This window comes from Microbacterium sp. LWH13-1.2, from assembly GCF_038397735.1.
Classification (GTDB): domain Bacteria; phylum Actinomycetota; class Actinomycetes; order Actinomycetales; family Microbacteriaceae; genus Microbacterium.
On record NZ_CP151635.1, the window covers coordinates 2,521,142 to 2,534,282 of the forward strand.

The 13,141-nt window shown below is 68.5% G+C and carries 15 protein-coding genes; 3 read left to right on the forward strand and 12 right to left on the reverse strand.

Annotated features, from left to right (window positions below; all coding sequences use genetic code 11):
- Window positions 1-12 precede the first annotated feature (12 nt).
- The gene (locus MRBLWH13_RS12110) at window positions 13-1,356 is read right to left on the reverse strand and encodes a cytochrome P450 (RefSeq protein ID WP_341955258.1); all 1,344 of its coding nucleotides are present in this window, start codon (window positions 1,354-1,356) and stop codon (window positions 13-15) included.
- 53 nt (window positions 1,357-1,409) lie between these two features.
- Between MRBLWH13_RS12110 and MRBLWH13_RS12115 the strand changes: the two genes are divergently transcribed.
- Complete coding sequence (locus MRBLWH13_RS12115) at window positions 1,410-1,970, forward strand: SRPBCC family protein (protein ID WP_341955259.1); 561 nt, start codon at window positions 1,410-1,412, stop codon at window positions 1,968-1,970.
- 74 nt (window positions 1,971-2,044) lie between these two features.
- Here MRBLWH13_RS12115 and MRBLWH13_RS12120 read toward each other — a convergent pair whose 3' ends face one another.
- The 3 genes from MRBLWH13_RS12120 to MRBLWH13_RS12130 form a co-directional block, all read right to left on the reverse strand.
- Window positions 2,045-3,229, reverse strand: a complete 1,185-nt coding sequence (locus MRBLWH13_RS12120; RefSeq protein WP_341955260.1) for a zinc-dependent alcohol dehydrogenase — start codon at window positions 3,227-3,229, stop codon at window positions 2,045-2,047.
- 80 nt (window positions 3,230-3,309) lie between these two features.
- On the reverse strand, window positions 3,310-4,416 hold the full coding sequence (locus MRBLWH13_RS12125) for an acyl-CoA desaturase (RefSeq protein ID WP_341955261.1): 1,107 nt from the start codon (window positions 4,414-4,416) through the stop codon (window positions 3,310-3,312).
- A gap of 28 nt (window positions 4,417-4,444) precedes the next feature.
- Window positions 4,445-4,963 (reverse strand): hypothetical protein, encoded by a 519-nt coding sequence (locus tag MRBLWH13_RS12130; RefSeq protein WP_341955262.1) that lies wholly within the window; start codon window positions 4,961-4,963, stop codon window positions 4,445-4,447.
- Between the two features lie 154 nt (window positions 4,964-5,117).
- Here MRBLWH13_RS12130 and MRBLWH13_RS12135 point away from each other — a divergent pair, with 154 nt between their 5' ends.
- Window positions 5,118-5,462: an ATP-dependent DNA ligase gene (locus MRBLWH13_RS12135; RefSeq protein WP_341955263.1), complete on the forward strand. Its 345-nt coding sequence runs from the start codon at window positions 5,118-5,120 to the stop codon at window positions 5,460-5,462.
- A 34-nt stretch (window positions 5,463-5,496) separates the two neighbouring features.
- Window positions 5,497-6,900: a threonine/serine exporter family protein gene (locus MRBLWH13_RS12140; RefSeq protein WP_341955264.1), complete on the forward strand. Its 1,404-nt coding sequence runs from the start codon at window positions 5,497-5,499 to the stop codon at window positions 6,898-6,900.
- 88 nt (window positions 6,901-6,988) lie between these two features.
- On the opposite strand, the gene MRBLWH13_RS12145 is transcribed toward MRBLWH13_RS12140, so the two are convergent.
- The 8 genes from MRBLWH13_RS12145 to MRBLWH13_RS12180 form a co-directional block, all read right to left on the reverse strand.
- Window positions 6,989-8,077, reverse strand: a complete 1,089-nt coding sequence (locus tag MRBLWH13_RS12145; protein WP_341955265.1) for an alkene reductase — start codon at window positions 8,075-8,077, stop codon at window positions 6,989-6,991.
- A gap of 57 nt (window positions 8,078-8,134) precedes the next feature.
- Entirely contained in the window at window positions 8,135-8,770 is a 636-nt protein-coding gene (locus MRBLWH13_RS12150) for a DUF1684 domain-containing protein (protein ID WP_341955266.1), read from the reverse strand.
- A gap of 36 nt (window positions 8,771-8,806) precedes the next feature.
- Window positions 8,807-9,151 (reverse strand): cytoplasmic protein, encoded by a 345-nt coding sequence (locus MRBLWH13_RS12155; RefSeq protein WP_341955267.1) that lies wholly within the window; start codon window positions 9,149-9,151, stop codon window positions 8,807-8,809.
- A gap of 51 nt (window positions 9,152-9,202) precedes the next feature.
- A complete protein-coding gene (locus MRBLWH13_RS12160; protein ID WP_341955268.1) occupies window positions 9,203-9,778 on the reverse strand; it encodes an NADPH-dependent FMN reductase in 576 nt (191 codons plus the stop codon).
- A 30-nt stretch (window positions 9,779-9,808) separates the two neighbouring features.
- Window positions 9,809-10,381: a MarR family winged helix-turn-helix transcriptional regulator gene (locus MRBLWH13_RS12165; protein WP_341955269.1), complete on the reverse strand. Its 573-nt coding sequence runs from the start codon at window positions 10,379-10,381 to the stop codon at window positions 9,809-9,811.
- 76 nt (window positions 10,382-10,457) lie between these two features.
- On the reverse strand, window positions 10,458-10,916 hold the full coding sequence (locus tag MRBLWH13_RS12170) for a MarR family transcriptional regulator (RefSeq protein ID WP_341955270.1): 459 nt from the start codon (window positions 10,914-10,916) through the stop codon (window positions 10,458-10,460).
- Between the two features lie 2 nt (window positions 10,917-10,918).
- Window positions 10,919-12,607: an MDR family MFS transporter gene (locus MRBLWH13_RS12175; protein WP_341955271.1), complete on the reverse strand. Its 1,689-nt coding sequence runs from the start codon at window positions 12,605-12,607 to the stop codon at window positions 10,919-10,921.
- A gap of 147 nt (window positions 12,608-12,754) precedes the next feature.
- Window positions 12,755-13,117: a hypothetical protein gene (locus tag MRBLWH13_RS12180; protein WP_341955272.1), complete on the reverse strand. Its 363-nt coding sequence runs from the start codon at window positions 13,115-13,117 to the stop codon at window positions 12,755-12,757.
- Window positions 13,118-13,141 lie beyond the last annotated feature (24 nt).

Consider the following 13,141-nt stretch of genomic DNA (forward strand, 5'->3'; position numbering starts at 1 on the left):
CGTGCCGCCGCGTCATCGGTGGAAGGGGCACCCGCCGGATGCCGGCGCAGACGCCGACCGCACTTCGCCGCCCGAGCGCGGCTTGGTGGGCAGTCGGCGCCGGTTGACAGCGAGTCCTTCGTCGAGGATCCGCAGACCGGGGTCGCTCAGCACCGTGATCGCGGCGGCGAGGCCGGCGATCGCGAGCTTCTCTCCCGGGCAGCGGTGGCCGGTCGCGACGTCGGCACCGCCGTGCGGGATGAATGCGGCGAGCGCCTCGTAGTCGTCTCCGACATCGCGGAACCGCTCGGGGTCGAATCGCTGCGGCCGTGCCCAGAACCGCTCGTCGGTGTTCGTGCCGAGGATGTCGAGCACGACGCGTCCACCGGCATCCACCCTCTGTCCGTCGATCTCGATGTCGGCGATCGCCCAGCCGGGGAGCATCGGGACGAACGGAGAGATGCGGCGGACCTCCTGCGCGAACATGACCGACAGCGGACCGCCGACCAGGCTGCCCCGTTCGGCGGCCTCGGCCGCGATCCGCTCACGCCAGTCGGGTCGCTCGTGCAGCTCCTTCGCCGCGAACGCGACGAAGCGCGCGACCGCGATCATCGGACGGATGCTGTTCTGCAGCTCGACGCCCGCGACGCGGGCGGGAAGCAGCTCGCCGTCCCGATCGCGATGGTGCGCCCACTGCTCGAGCGCGCTGCCTTCCTCGGCACTCAGCGCGCCGTGGCGCACGGCCTCGATGAGTCGGGCGGAGTGCCGGTCCGACCACCAGCGGTTCGTCAGGGCCGCGATGTACTCGGGCGAGTAGGGGGATCCGAATCCGTCGACGATCTGCGCGAGACGAGCCGCCCAGCGGGTCTTCGCGGCCGGAGTGCCCGGCACCCCGGCCCACCCCATGATCGCGCGCCCGAGTGCGCCGACCGCCGCGTCATAGGCGCTGCGCGTGCCGCCGTCGATCCAGGCCTGCCGCTCGCTCTGCCACTCGCGCTCGAGCCACGGGGTCAGACGGTCGACCTGTGCATCCTCGTAGGCGACCTCGACGAACGTCGCCTTGCGATGCCTGTGCTCGTCGCCGTCGAGGCTGTGCACGGAGCCGTGGCCGAACAGGCTCTCCTGCACGAGGGCAGGCATGGCACCCGAGCGCGCGATACGCGTCTCGTCGTAGAACAGCTCCACGCCCTCGACGCCGCGCACGAGCACGGCGTCGTCACCGAGCAGGCTCATGGGCGCCGATCGCGCGCCGGGCCGCACCCGCCGCCAGATGCGCGGACCGAAGCCGTAGCCCCGGGTGAGCAGAGAGGGTGCGTCGTCGTGCGCCAGAGCGCCGATTCTGCGGGCGGCGCGCGCGGGAAGGTCGATGAGTGCCATGAGCCGACGTTGGCAGAGACGCCGCCGCCGTTCCAGGGGGAGGCGCGGATGCGGTGCGCGTGCTAGCGCTGCTCGGCATCCGCGCATCGCGCGCATCTCACGCATCCGGCCGCGTCAAGGCCCTGGGCGGTGCGGACGGGTGGCGCGACGATGCACTCAGGAGAGAAGAGGCCGACATGGCGAAGAACGTCCGCACGATGAACTGCCATCCCGACGATGTGTTCCGGGTGCTCAGCGATGCCTGGCTCTACCCGGCGTGGGTCGTCGGCGCCTCGCGCATGCGCGACGTCGATGAGGCGTGGCCGCAGCCCGGAGCAGAGCTGCACCATTCGGTCGGCGTCTGGCCGGCTCTCCTCGACGACACCACGGTGGTCGAGGAGTGGGATCCACCCCATCGGATGGTCATGCGCGCGAAGGGCTGGCCGATCGGCGAGGCCAGGGTCACGCTGCGTGTGCGCTCACACGGCGACGGCACGATCGTGCGTATCGACGAGGAGCCGGTCAGCGGTCCGGCGACGCTGCTGCCGAGCGTGCTGACCACTCCCCTGCTGCGCTGGCGCAACTCCGAGACCCTGCACCGCCTGGGCTACCTCGCCGAGGGAAAGGCCGGCTGAGTCCGGAGCCTGAGCGGGGCTGACGGAGACGTGAGCCGGCTGCGCAGTACGGGCTGCACAGCCGGCGGTCACCGTCAGACGCGCGACGGCTGCAGCACGACCTTGATGCAGCCGTCGTCTTTGCGCTGGAACGTCTCATAGAGTTCCGGGGCGTCCTCGAGCGGCGCGGTGTGGGTCGTGAGATCCATGACGCCCAACGGATCACTGAGGTCCTCGACCAGCGGCATGAGGTCGTCGATCCAGCGCTTGACGTTGCACTGCCCCATGCGGATGCTCACCTGCTTGTCGAACAGGGTCTTCATGGGCATGATGTCGGCGTCGCCCGCATAGACCCCGCTCAACGACACCGTGCCGCCGCGGCGCACGACGTCGATCGAGGCGTACAGTGCGGCCAGGCGGTCGATGCCCGCCTTGTCGAAGACCTGTCTGGCCGCAGGATCGGGCAGCAGACCGACCGCACGCTGCACGAGCTTGACACCCGGGTTGCCGTGCGCCTCCATGCCCACGGCGTCGACGACGGCATCCGTTCCTCGCCCTCCGGTGAGGTCACGCAGCTGCTCGACGACATCGTCGGTGAGGTCGAAGACCTCGGCGCCATGACGCGCTGCCATCTCACGGCGCTCGGCGACGGGATCCACCGCGAGCACCCGGTAGCCGCGATGCGCACCGACCCTGGCGACGAACTGGCCCACCGGCCCGAGGCCCATCACCGCGAGCGTGCCGCCGTCGGGGACGTTCGCATACTCCACGCCCTGCCAAGCGGTCGGCAGGATGTCGCTGAGAAAGAGGTACCGCTCGTCGGGAAGATCGGATGCGACCTTGATGTGGTTGTGGTCCGCGAGCGGCACCCGCAGGAACTCGGCCTGGCCCCCGGGCACCTGCCCGTAGAGCTTGGTGTACCCGAAGAGGGATGCGCCGCTGCCGTACTCGGTGACCTGGGTCGTCTCGCACTGAGACTGCAGACCCCGGAGGCAGAAGAAGCAGTGCCCGCAGGAGATGTTGAACGGCACGACGACACGGTCTCCGACCTTCAGATCCCGAACAGCGCTGCCCACCTCGACGACGACGCCCATCGGCTCATGCCCGAGGATGTCGCCCTTGTCGAGGAAGGGGCCGAGGAGCTCGTACAGATGCAGGTCCGACCCGCAGATCGCCGACGAGGTGATCCGCACGATCGCATCCGTCGGGTGCTCGATCACCGGGTCCGGCACCTCCTCGACCGTCACGTTGCGCGTGCCCTGCCAGGTGAGTGCCTTCATGGTGCGTCCTCCTCGTGGGATGTCGAATGCCCACCCTCCGTCGCGCGCTTCCGATGCGACAGAGGGTTGACAGCGGTCCGTCACTGCGAGGCGGTGACGCCGAGGTGCGCCCTCTGGTCCACGAGCGGGCACGAGAAGACGTCGCGCTCCCCGAGGCCCACCCGGTTGATGTATCGGACGACGATCGCGTAGGACGTGAACAGCCCGACCTGGGTGTACCTGACGTCGTGCGCATCGCAGTAGGCCGCCACGATCGGCGCAGCCTTTCGCAGGTGCGGCCGGGGCATCGACGGGAACAGGTGGTGCTCGACCTGGTAGTTCAGGCCGCCCATCACCACGTCGAGCACGCGGCTCCCCCGCACGTTGCGGCTCATCAGCACCTGGCGCCGGAGGAAGTCCAGCGTCAGGTCCTTGGGCACGACCGGCATCCCTTTGTGGTTCGGCGCGAAGGCGATGCCCATGTAGAACCCGAACAGGCCCAGCTGCACCGCGAGGAACACGAACGCGATGCCCGGGGACAGCACGATGAACACCAGCGTCACGAATCCGATCATCCGGATGCTGAGGAAGGCGATCTCGGCCCATCGCCGTTCGAGGCGACCGCGGGTGACCACGCGCCGCACACTCGATGCGTGCAGCGACAGTCCTTCGAGGAGCAGGATCGGGAAGAACGCGAGACCCTGGTGTGCCTGCAGCCACGTGATCGCCGGGCTGTGACGACGCGCCGCCGTCTCAGGGGTGACCGCGATCACCGGCAGCTCGATGTCGGGGTCGGCTCCGAGCTTGTTCGGATTCGCGTGATGACGTGTGTGCTTGTGCTGCCACCACCCGTAGCTCATGCCCACGAGCAGATCGCCGAGGATGATGCTGATCCAGTCGTTCCACCGCCCGGACACGAAGATCTGCCGGTGGGCGGCGTCGTGCCCGAGGAACGCGATCTGCGTGAAGACGATCGCGAGCACGGCGGCGGTGAACAGCTGCCACCATGTGTCGCCGATCCACACGAAGGCCGTGAGGCTGAGGGCCACGACGAGCGGAGCGGCGATGAGCTTCGTCCAGTAGTAGCCGTACCGGCGGCGCAGCAGGCCGCGCTCGCGGATCTGCTGTGCCAGCTCGGTGAAGGTACTCGATCCGCCCCTGGCGCTGTCGCGCGGACGGGTGCGGACTGTCGGACGGATGCTGTCCATGATGGCCTCTTCTCTGGCGTCGTCCGCTCTAGGAGCGGAAGGCACCGCCTTCTTCGACCCAGTCCTGGATGCGCGCGTCCTCATCGGAGACGGCATCGATCGGACGTCGGGCGAAGCTCACCGATTCCGCGAGAGCTGCGACGGATGCCGCCCGCTCCTGCTCACGGTCGGTGGCGTCCTGGAAACGCAGGGCCGCGATCTCGCGTGCGGCCACGAGGGCCGCGCTGATCTCGGCGAGGCGTTCCGCGATGACGGCAGCGAGGCCGTCGCGGAGTTCCTCCAGGTTGGTGTTCGCGATCTCCAGACGACGATCGGCGACGTGGAGCTCGACCGTCGGGAATCCGTTCGCGGACAGGTGGGCGCGCGTCTCGCTGCCCTGGATCGCGGCGACCTCGTCGCGATCGGTCTTGCGCGTGAACACCGCTTCCACGGTGTATCGGTCGGGAGCCTCGTCGGTCATCAGGGCCGCCGGAAGCGAGCCGATGAGGATGGATTCCAGACCCAGCAGTTCGGAGCTCTGCCCCGCGATCTTCAGTTGTGCGTTCATGTGCTGACGTTACGCCTGCATGCTGTATGCGCTCACAGTCTCAGAGACCGATCCGCAGCCGTCGTACATCGATATATGGGAAACTGGACACACCACCGGTGATCATCCGATCGCGCCTCATCACACGGGTTCGTGGCGAAAGGAGGAGATCATCTTGGGAAAGCTCATCTACGAGGGCAGCGTCAAAGCGGAGATCGAGGATCGCGCTCTCACGCACCTGCAGCTCGTCATCACCGCGAAGCTGCGCCGGGGCGAGCCGTTCGCCTTCACCTGGCGCGAGGACATGAGCGTCGGCGGCGGACGCACGACCGTCTGGGTCCATGCCGGCAGTTCGCTCGTCTTCAAGTACAGCGGCAGCCGACAGCCCTCCATCAACCGCGCCTGGATCGAGGCCCTCGCCTTCACGGCGAGCGCGCCGAGCGGCCTGTACCTCGTGCACGAACCCGCAGAGGGCGGCGCACCGCCGGCGGAACGCCTGGACGTTCCCGCGCACGCCTGACTCCGCGCACGCCGGACTCGGGGAGAATGGGGTGATGTCCCCGAACCCCCAGCGGCGACTGCTCGCCTCGGTGCGCAGGATCCTGCACACCGACCCCTCCGCCGTCGCCCACACCGAGGCCATGCCCGTCATCGACGAGCGCACGGTGCCGCGAGTGCTCGACCTCGCGACCCGCATCGGCGAATCGATGTTCGCGGTCGGCGCCTCCGCGCACGAGGTCACGCTCGCCATCACGCGCGTGTGCTCGGCATACGGGATGCGCGACGTCCAGGTCGACGTCACCTACAACTCCATCACCGTCTCGTTCCACCTGAGTGGAGAGGTCTGGCCCGAGACCCTCGTGCGAGTCGTCCGCGTCGCGGCACCCGACCACGCCAAGCTGCAGCGCGTGCAGGCCCTCGTCGCCGACATCGATGACGGGCTCGATCTCGAGTCGGCCCGCACCGCGTTCCGCGTGCTCCGACGTGTGCCCTTCCGGTATCAGCAGCCGGTCGTCATCGTCGCCCGTGCGCTGCTCGCGGTCGGCGTCAGCATCATGCTCGGCGCCTCGCCGATCATCGTCGGCCTCACCTTCGTCGCAGCACTCTGCGCGGCTCTGACCCAGGCCGGTCTCGCCAGGGCCCGGGTGCCCCTGTTCTTCAGCCAGATCGCCGGAGGCTTCGTCACCACGGTCGTCGCCGTCGCGGTGACAGCACTCGGCTCAGCCGGGATCGAGCCTTTCGTCGGCATCCGCCCCTCGATCATCGTCGCGTCGGGCATCGTGCTCATGCTCGCCGGCCTCACGGTGGTCGGGGCGGCTCAGGATGCGATCGACGGATTCGCGCTCACGGCGGGCGGTCGCATCCTCGATCTAACGATGCAGACGCTCGGCGTCGTGATCGGCATCCTCGTCGGGCTCGAACTCGGCAGTGTGCTCGGTTTCACGATGGGGCTGCCGGACGACCCCGCGCCCTTCGGTCCGCTGCTCAACCAGTTCGCGGGGGCGATCATCATCGCGGTCGCCGTCGCGGTGTTCAACGGCGCCGGCATCCGGATCATCCTCGTGAGCGCGCTGCTCAGCGCCGTCACGATCGCCGGCTACTCGTTCATGGTCGGTCTGAATCTGCATCCCGCCGCGGCGAGCGCGATCGGGGCCCTGCTCGCGAGCTTCATCGGGATGCTGATCGCGGTGAACCTCCATGTGCCGTCGGTCGCGGTGACGACCGCGGCGATCGTGCCGCTGGTGCCCGGTGTCGCGGTGTTCCAGGGGCTCCTCGAGATGATCCACTCCGCGGGTTCCACCGCCGGCGTCGTCGGAATCGGCGGATCGCTGGTCGACGCCGTCGTGATCGGCATCGGTCTCGCCTCCGGAGCGTCGCTCGGCCTCTACCTCGGCACGCCCGTGCGCGCGACCCTCAGCAGCGTCGCGAAGACGCGGGCGCGCGCCGTCCGACGCTGAGGTCGATCAGGCCGCGCCCCCCGGGCTGGCGGCGCATCGCGAGCCGCGGCACGCCGGGGGCTCCCGCACGTGCCGCGTCGCCGGCCTCTCAGGCTCCGGCGCGCACCGTCTCGATCGAGGGGTAGTCGGTGTACCCCTCGGCGGTGCGACCGTAGAACAGCGCGGGGCGCGGCTCGTTGAGCTCGGCATCCTCTCGCCACCGCTCGACGAGGTCGGGGTTGGCGATCACCGGGCGTCCGACGGCCACGGCGTCTGCCCACTCGTCCGCGACGAGGGTCTCCGCCTCATCTCGGCTCGTGGCCGACGCGAAGCCGGAGTTGATGATGAGGGGTGCCCCGAGGGTGCGGCGGATGCGCTGCACGAGCTCACTCGTCGGCTCGGCGTTCAGGATGTCGACGAAGGCGAGTCCGAGCGGGCGCAGCCCCTCGGCGACGGCGAGGTAGGTGGCGAGAGCGTCGTCGTCGTCCTCCTCGAGCACGCCCTGGATGTTGTGCTGCGGCGACAGGCGGATGCCGGTGCGGTCCGCGCCCACCGCGTCGGCGACGGCGGTGGTGACCTCGATCGCGAAGCGTGCGCGGTTCTCGGGCGATCCCCCGTACCGGTCGTCACGCACGTTCGACACGGGCGAGAGGAACTCCTGCACGAGGTAGCCGTTGGCGCCGTGCACCTCCACGCCGTCGAGACCGGCCGCGATCGCGTTGCGTGCGGCCTGCGCGAACTGCTCGACGACCTCAGAGATCTCGTCGAGGGTCAGCGCGTGCGCGACAGGCAGGTCGACCTTGCCCTCCGGCGTGTGGGTCTGACCGGGAGCCGCGAGCGCACTGGGCGCCACCACGCGGGGCTCTCCGGAGATGGCGGGATGCGACACCCGACCGCCGTGCATGAGTTGCATCACGATCGTGCCTCCCTCTTCGTGCACGGCGTCGGCGATGCGGCGCCAGCCCTCGATCTGCGCGGGCGTCACGATGCCCGGCTGCCCGGGGTACGACTTGCCCTCGGCGGCGGGCCACGTGCCCTCGGTGAGGATGAGTCCCTGACCAGCGCGCTGACGGTAGTACTCCACCATCGTCTCGGTGGGCACACCCGCATCGTCGGCGCGCGTGCGGGTGAGCGGCGCCATGACGACGCGGTTGGACAGCGGAAGGGCGCCGAAGGCGGCGGGCTCGTAAAGACTCACGCTCAAAGACAAGGCCCGCGCCCCGAACCGTATTCCCCCGGACGTGCGGAGGGGCGCTCAGCTCGCAGAAGCCGAGTACGTCTCCCCCACCGGCACAGCCACCTGCAGCACGTTGCCCGGCTGCGCCAGAGGGCAGGCCCACGCCGGGTCGTAGGCGCATGACGGGTTGTACGCGAAGTTGAAGTCGAGCACGATCGTGCCGCGCTCGGCATCCGATCCGAGGTCGGCGCCCTTGATCGTGTCGATCAGGTAGCGACCACCGCCGTAGGTGCCGCCGGGGCGACCGGCGAGAGCGTCGCGCACCGGGATGAAGAGTCCCCCGCCGTAGGTCGTCAGTCGCCAGATGTCGAGCGACCCGGTGTCGGGGATCTCGACCCTGCCGACGCGCTCGAACGGGACGACCCCGTCGGTTCCCGTCGCGAAGTCGAAGCCGCCTGGTTCAGCGGGCAGGATGGGCAGCTCGAAACGCCACTGCGGATCGTAGGAGGCGATGGGCAGCCCCTCGAACAGCGCCCTATCACCCGGCAGCAGCGGAGTCGCCGGGTGGTGCAGCATCAGGTCGTCCCGCTCGATGCGCCAGAGCTCGTGCGCCTCCTCCGGCGATTCCGCCTGGCGGACGGCGTCGTACAGGGCGAACACGCGACGTCGCCAATCGACGACCTCGGCGGCGGTGCGGGCTTTCGTGAGCGACATGGGGTTCAGGCTACGCGTCCGGGCACTCCGCGTCGCTCAGGTTCGCGGTCCGAGAACCGAGGGATCCGCTTCTCCCGCGGCATCGCCCTTCAGCTCGATCAGGAGCGTGTGCGTGGGCGTGGTTCCGGTGTTCTCCCCCGAATGGCGCTGCGCAGCGAGCCACACCGCCTGCCCTGAGGGCAGGGTCGTGTCGAAGACCCTGTCCCCCGCCGACAGCCGACGCGAGAAGTCGCTGAGCGTGACCATGACGCTGTTCGGATGGTCGTGCGGCGTCGTGCGGTCACCCGGTTCGTCCGTGTACTCGAGCACGCGCACGAAGTCGTTCTCCCAGAGCGTGCGGTAGTGATCGGGGTTCGTCAGGGTGGGATCGTCGGTGACCATGGGTTCACGGTACGCCCGGCGATCCCGCCCCGACAGGGGGTGTTCGGGTGCTCAGCTGTCGGTGTCCCGAGGAAGGACCGTGAGCACCCGCTCGATGTGATCGCGGAACTCGGTCATGAACGCGGTGAGGAACGAGGCTGTGCTCGCGTTCGTCACGGTGCCGTCGTCGTCGTAGTCCTCGGGCACGAACTGGATGTACGCCTCGGGAGCGGTCATCTGTCGGGCGTTGCAGAAGCTCAGCACCCCGCGCAGGCTCTGCTGCGCGACGGCAGTGCCGATCGCCCCGACCGATGCTCCGATGACCGCCGCAGGGATGTGGTCGAAGGAGTTCTGCCCCCACGGACGCGATGCCCAGTCGATCGCGTTCTTGAGTCCGCCCGGGATCGACCGGTTGTACTCCGGGGTGACGAACAGCACCGCGTCCGCCGAGTCGATGGCCTCTTTCAGCGCGACCGCCACCGGCGGGTAGTCCTCGTCGTAGTCCTGGCTGTAGAGCGGGAGTTCGCGGATGGGTATCTCGAAGAACTCCAGGTCGTCCGGCGCGAGACCGATCAGAGCGGTCGCGAGGACCCGGTTGATCGATGTCGACGAAAGACTCCCGACGAAGTATCCGATGCGGTAGGTCATGGCTGTTCCTCGATTCCGAAGGTCGTGGGTTCAGTCTGGTGGCCCTGCGTCCCCGCGTCCACCCCTCGCGGACTGGGGATCGGATGCTCCGCCGCCGAGCTCCGAGAGCATCTCGGCGAAGCGATCGAGGTCTGCCTGCGACCAGCGGCCGAGACGCTCGGCGAGCCGGGCCTCGTAGCGCGAGCGCGCGGCAGTGACCCTCTCCTGTGCGAGCGCGGTGGCGACGAGGACGCGCGCTCGACGATCGTCGGGGTCGCGCACGCTCTCGACGAGGCCCAGCTGTTCGAGCTGCCGCACCTGGCGGCTGACGGCGGTCTTGTCGGTCTGCAGCCGCTCGATGATCGCTCCGGCCGAGGTGGCCTTGCCCGTCGCGATCGACGTCAGCACCTGGTACCCGAGGGGCTGCAGATCGGGATGCACGGTCTGCGCCGCCTCACGCCAGCTCACGCGGATGCGGGCGAAGAGCCGCCCGAGCTCGTGCTCGACCCTGGCCACTGCCTCGTCGATGTCCGGCACCGCCTCGTCGATGTCCGGCGGCGCCTCGCCGTCGGTCGCGGCGGCGGGCTCGCCCGTGCGGGCGGGTTCGTCGGACGAGGCGCTCATGGTGGCCAGCTTACGGCGAAGCCCCGCCGTCAGAGGAGACGGCGGGGCTTCGATCAGGACGCGTCCTCGTGTCGGTTCAGACCTCGGCGAGAAGCCGGAAGACCTTCGAGGCGACGTGGATCTCGTCGGGGGTGAGCTCGGCCACGACCGTCCGCAGTCGCGAGGCGTGATCACGGCGCAGTTCAGCGAGTGCGGCGCAGGCCGACGGCGTCGCCGTCAGCACCCGGAGCCGCCCGTCGCGCACGTCGGGCCTCGACTCGATCAGGCCCAGTTCCTCGAGCATCCGCACCTGCCGGCTGATGACCGACTTGTCCATCTCGAATCGTTCGGCGAGCTCGTGGGCGTTGGCCGTCTCGGCCCGCTCGATGAAGGTGAGCAGCTTGTAGCCGCCCACCTGCAGCTCGGGGTCGATCCGCGCCGCCGACTCCTTCCAGAGCGTCCTGGTCCTCGCGAAGATGAGGCTCAGATGAGTCTGGAGATCGCTGAGCGCGGTGTCGACGTCGAGAGACGTCGCCACCGCGTCTGAGGGGAGCATCGTCAGCGCCTCGAGTCCCGGTCCTCGCGATCGAGCACGGTCACCGAGTTCGTGTTCGTGGTCGACGACGCGGACCCGACGCCCGAGATCCGGATGGTACCGGTCGACATCGTCGCACCGACCTCTGCCTCGGAGACCTCGAGAACCGACTCCTCGGCCTGCTCGCGCAGCTGCTCGGCGGCGTTCTTCGTCGAGAGCGGCTTGTTCTTGATGAACGCGATCGCGATGATGGCGATCACGGCCAGCGGGATGGCGATGATGAACGCGTCGGCGATGCCGTGGCCGTAGGCTCCCTCGACGATCGTGCGGATCGTGTCCGGCAGCTGCGTGACCTTCGGCACGTCCCCCGAAGCGAGGTGCTTCAGAGCGTCGACCTCTTCTGGCGTCGTCGGCGTGAAGCCGTCGAGCGCATCGGTGATGTAGTTCGCGACACTCGTCGAGAGGGTCGCGCCCATGACCGTCACTCCGATGGTGCCGGCGATCGTGCGGAAGAAGTTGACGTTCGACGAGGCGGCGCCCAGCTGCTGCGGAGCCGTGTCGTTCTGCACGATGAGGGTGAGGTTCTGCATGACCATGCCGAGACCCGCACCGAGGACGAACATGTAGGTCGCCACCAGCGGGAACGGGGTGTCGTAGCGCAGCGTGGCCATGAGCGAGACGCCGACCGTGGTCAGGACGGAGCCTGTGAGCATCCAGCCCTTCCACTTGCCGAACCGGCTGACGAGCTGGCCGATGATGATCGACGCACCCATCTGGCCGATGATCATCGGGATCGTCATGAGGCCCGACTCGGTCGGTGTGGCGCCGCGCGCGAGCTGGAAGTACTGGGCGAGGAACACCGAGGTCGCGAACATCGAGACGCCGATGGCGATGGAGGCGATGACCGACAGCGTGAAGGTGCGGCCCGTAAACAGCGACATCGGGACGATCGGTTCCTTGACGAAGAACTCGACGGTGATGAACGCGGCGATCGCGACACCCGCGATGACGGCGAGCGTGATGCTGGTCGAGGAGTCCCAGTCGAACTCGCTGCCGCCCATCGAGACCCAGATGAGCAGGGTCGAGACGCCGACGGCGAGCAGGACGATGCCGAAGTAGTCGATCGAGACCTTGCGGTCACGCTGCGGCTTGGGCAGGTGCAGCGTGAACTGCAGCAGCACGAGGGCGAGGATCGCGAAGGGCACGCCGACGAAGAAGTTGGAGCGCCAGCCCCAGACGTCGGTCAGGAGGCCGCCGAGCAGCGGGCCGCCGATGGTGCCGAGGGCCATGATGCCGCCGACGACGCCCATGTACTTGCCTCGCTCGCGCGGCGAGATGATGAGGGCGACGGCGATCATCACGAGCGACATCAGACCGCCGACGCCGATGCCCTGGATGACGCGGACGGCGATGAGCATGTTCGTGTCGGTCGAGAAGCCGGCGATCACGGTGCCGACGGTGAAGATGATGAGCGACAGCTGCACGAGGATCTTGCGGTCGACGAGGTCTGCGAGCTTGCCCCAGATGGGCGTCGAGACGGCGGTCGCCAGAAGGCTCGCGGTGATGACCCAGGTGTACTGCGACTGGGTGCCGCCGAGGTCAGCGATGATGACGGGCATCGAAGTCGACACCACGGTGCCCGAGAGCACGGCGACGAACATGCCGACGACGAGGCCGGAGATCGCGGTGAAGACCTCGCGCGGTGAGCGCACGGGCTCAGCGATGGAGGAAGAAGAAGGCGTAGTCACAGTGGAAGAGCTCCTGCGTAGAAAGTTGATTAGTGTCAACTATACGCTTATGGTTGCCAAAGTGCAACTATCGACCCTGGTCAACCATCCTTCGGCTCACGCGGTCGGAGGTCAGCCTCGAGCAGCCCCGGAGCTGTCGAGGTCCAGGTCCACGTCGAGGCGCCAGTCGCCGTCATCGCCGCCGGCGTCCTCGGCGGCGTCGCGCTCGGGATACAGGCGGTGTGCTCGCAGACTCTGCGCCTGCGCACTGAAATCCGGCTCGGATCCCTGGAAATCATCGTGCGGACCGACCAGGAGATCGTTTCCGACGCCGACGACGAGCTCGGCGCAGTCGTCGCGGCCGTTCAGGATGATGGGGATCTCGACCGCGTCCGACTCGCCCTCGCTGGCGATGGCCGCCGCGAGTCTGACGAGCGAGTCCGCGACATCGTCGGTGGTGACCAGTTGCTGACCTGCGTACGAGACGATCTTCATGAGTCGATCATCACCCGATCCGAG

Coding starts and splice junctions, on each gene's coding strand:
- MRBLWH13_RS12110 (WP_341955258.1), bottom strand. CDS start 1,356: ATGGCACTCATCGACCTTCCCGCGCGCGCCGCCCGCAGAATCGGCGCT.
- MRBLWH13_RS12120 (WP_341955260.1), bottom strand. CDS start 3,229: ATGAAGGCACTCACCTGGCAGGGCACGCGCAACGTGACGGTCGAGGAG.
- MRBLWH13_RS12125 (WP_341955261.1), bottom strand. CDS start 4,416: ATGGACAGCATCCGTCCGACAGTCCGCACCCGTCCGCGCGACAGCGCC.
- MRBLWH13_RS12130 (WP_341955262.1), bottom strand. CDS start 4,963: ATGAACGCACAACTGAAGATCGCGGGGCAGAGCTCCGAACTGCTGGGT.
- MRBLWH13_RS12140 (WP_341955264.1), top strand. CDS start 5,497: ATGTCCCCGAACCCCCAGCGGCGACTGCTCGCCTCGGTGCGCAGGATC.
- MRBLWH13_RS12150 (WP_341955266.1), bottom strand. CDS start 8,770: ATGTCGCTCACGAAAGCCCGCACCGCCGCCGAGGTCGTCGATTGGCGA.
- MRBLWH13_RS12155 (WP_341955267.1), bottom strand. CDS start 9,151: ATGGTCACCGACGATCCCACCCTGACGAACCCCGATCACTACCGCACG.
- MRBLWH13_RS12160 (WP_341955268.1), bottom strand. CDS start 9,778: ATGACCTACCGCATCGGATACTTCGTCGGGAGTCTTTCGTCGACATCG.
- MRBLWH13_RS12165 (WP_341955269.1), bottom strand. CDS start 10,381: ATGAGCGCCTCGTCCGACGAACCCGCCCGCACGGGCGAGCCCGCCGCC.
- MRBLWH13_RS12170 (WP_341955270.1), bottom strand. CDS start 10,916: ATGCTCCCCTCAGACGCGGTGGCGACGTCTCTCGACGTCGACACCGCG.
- MRBLWH13_RS12180 (WP_341955272.1), bottom strand. CDS start 13,117: ATGAAGATCGTCTCGTACGCAGGTCAGCAACTGGTCACCACCGACGAT.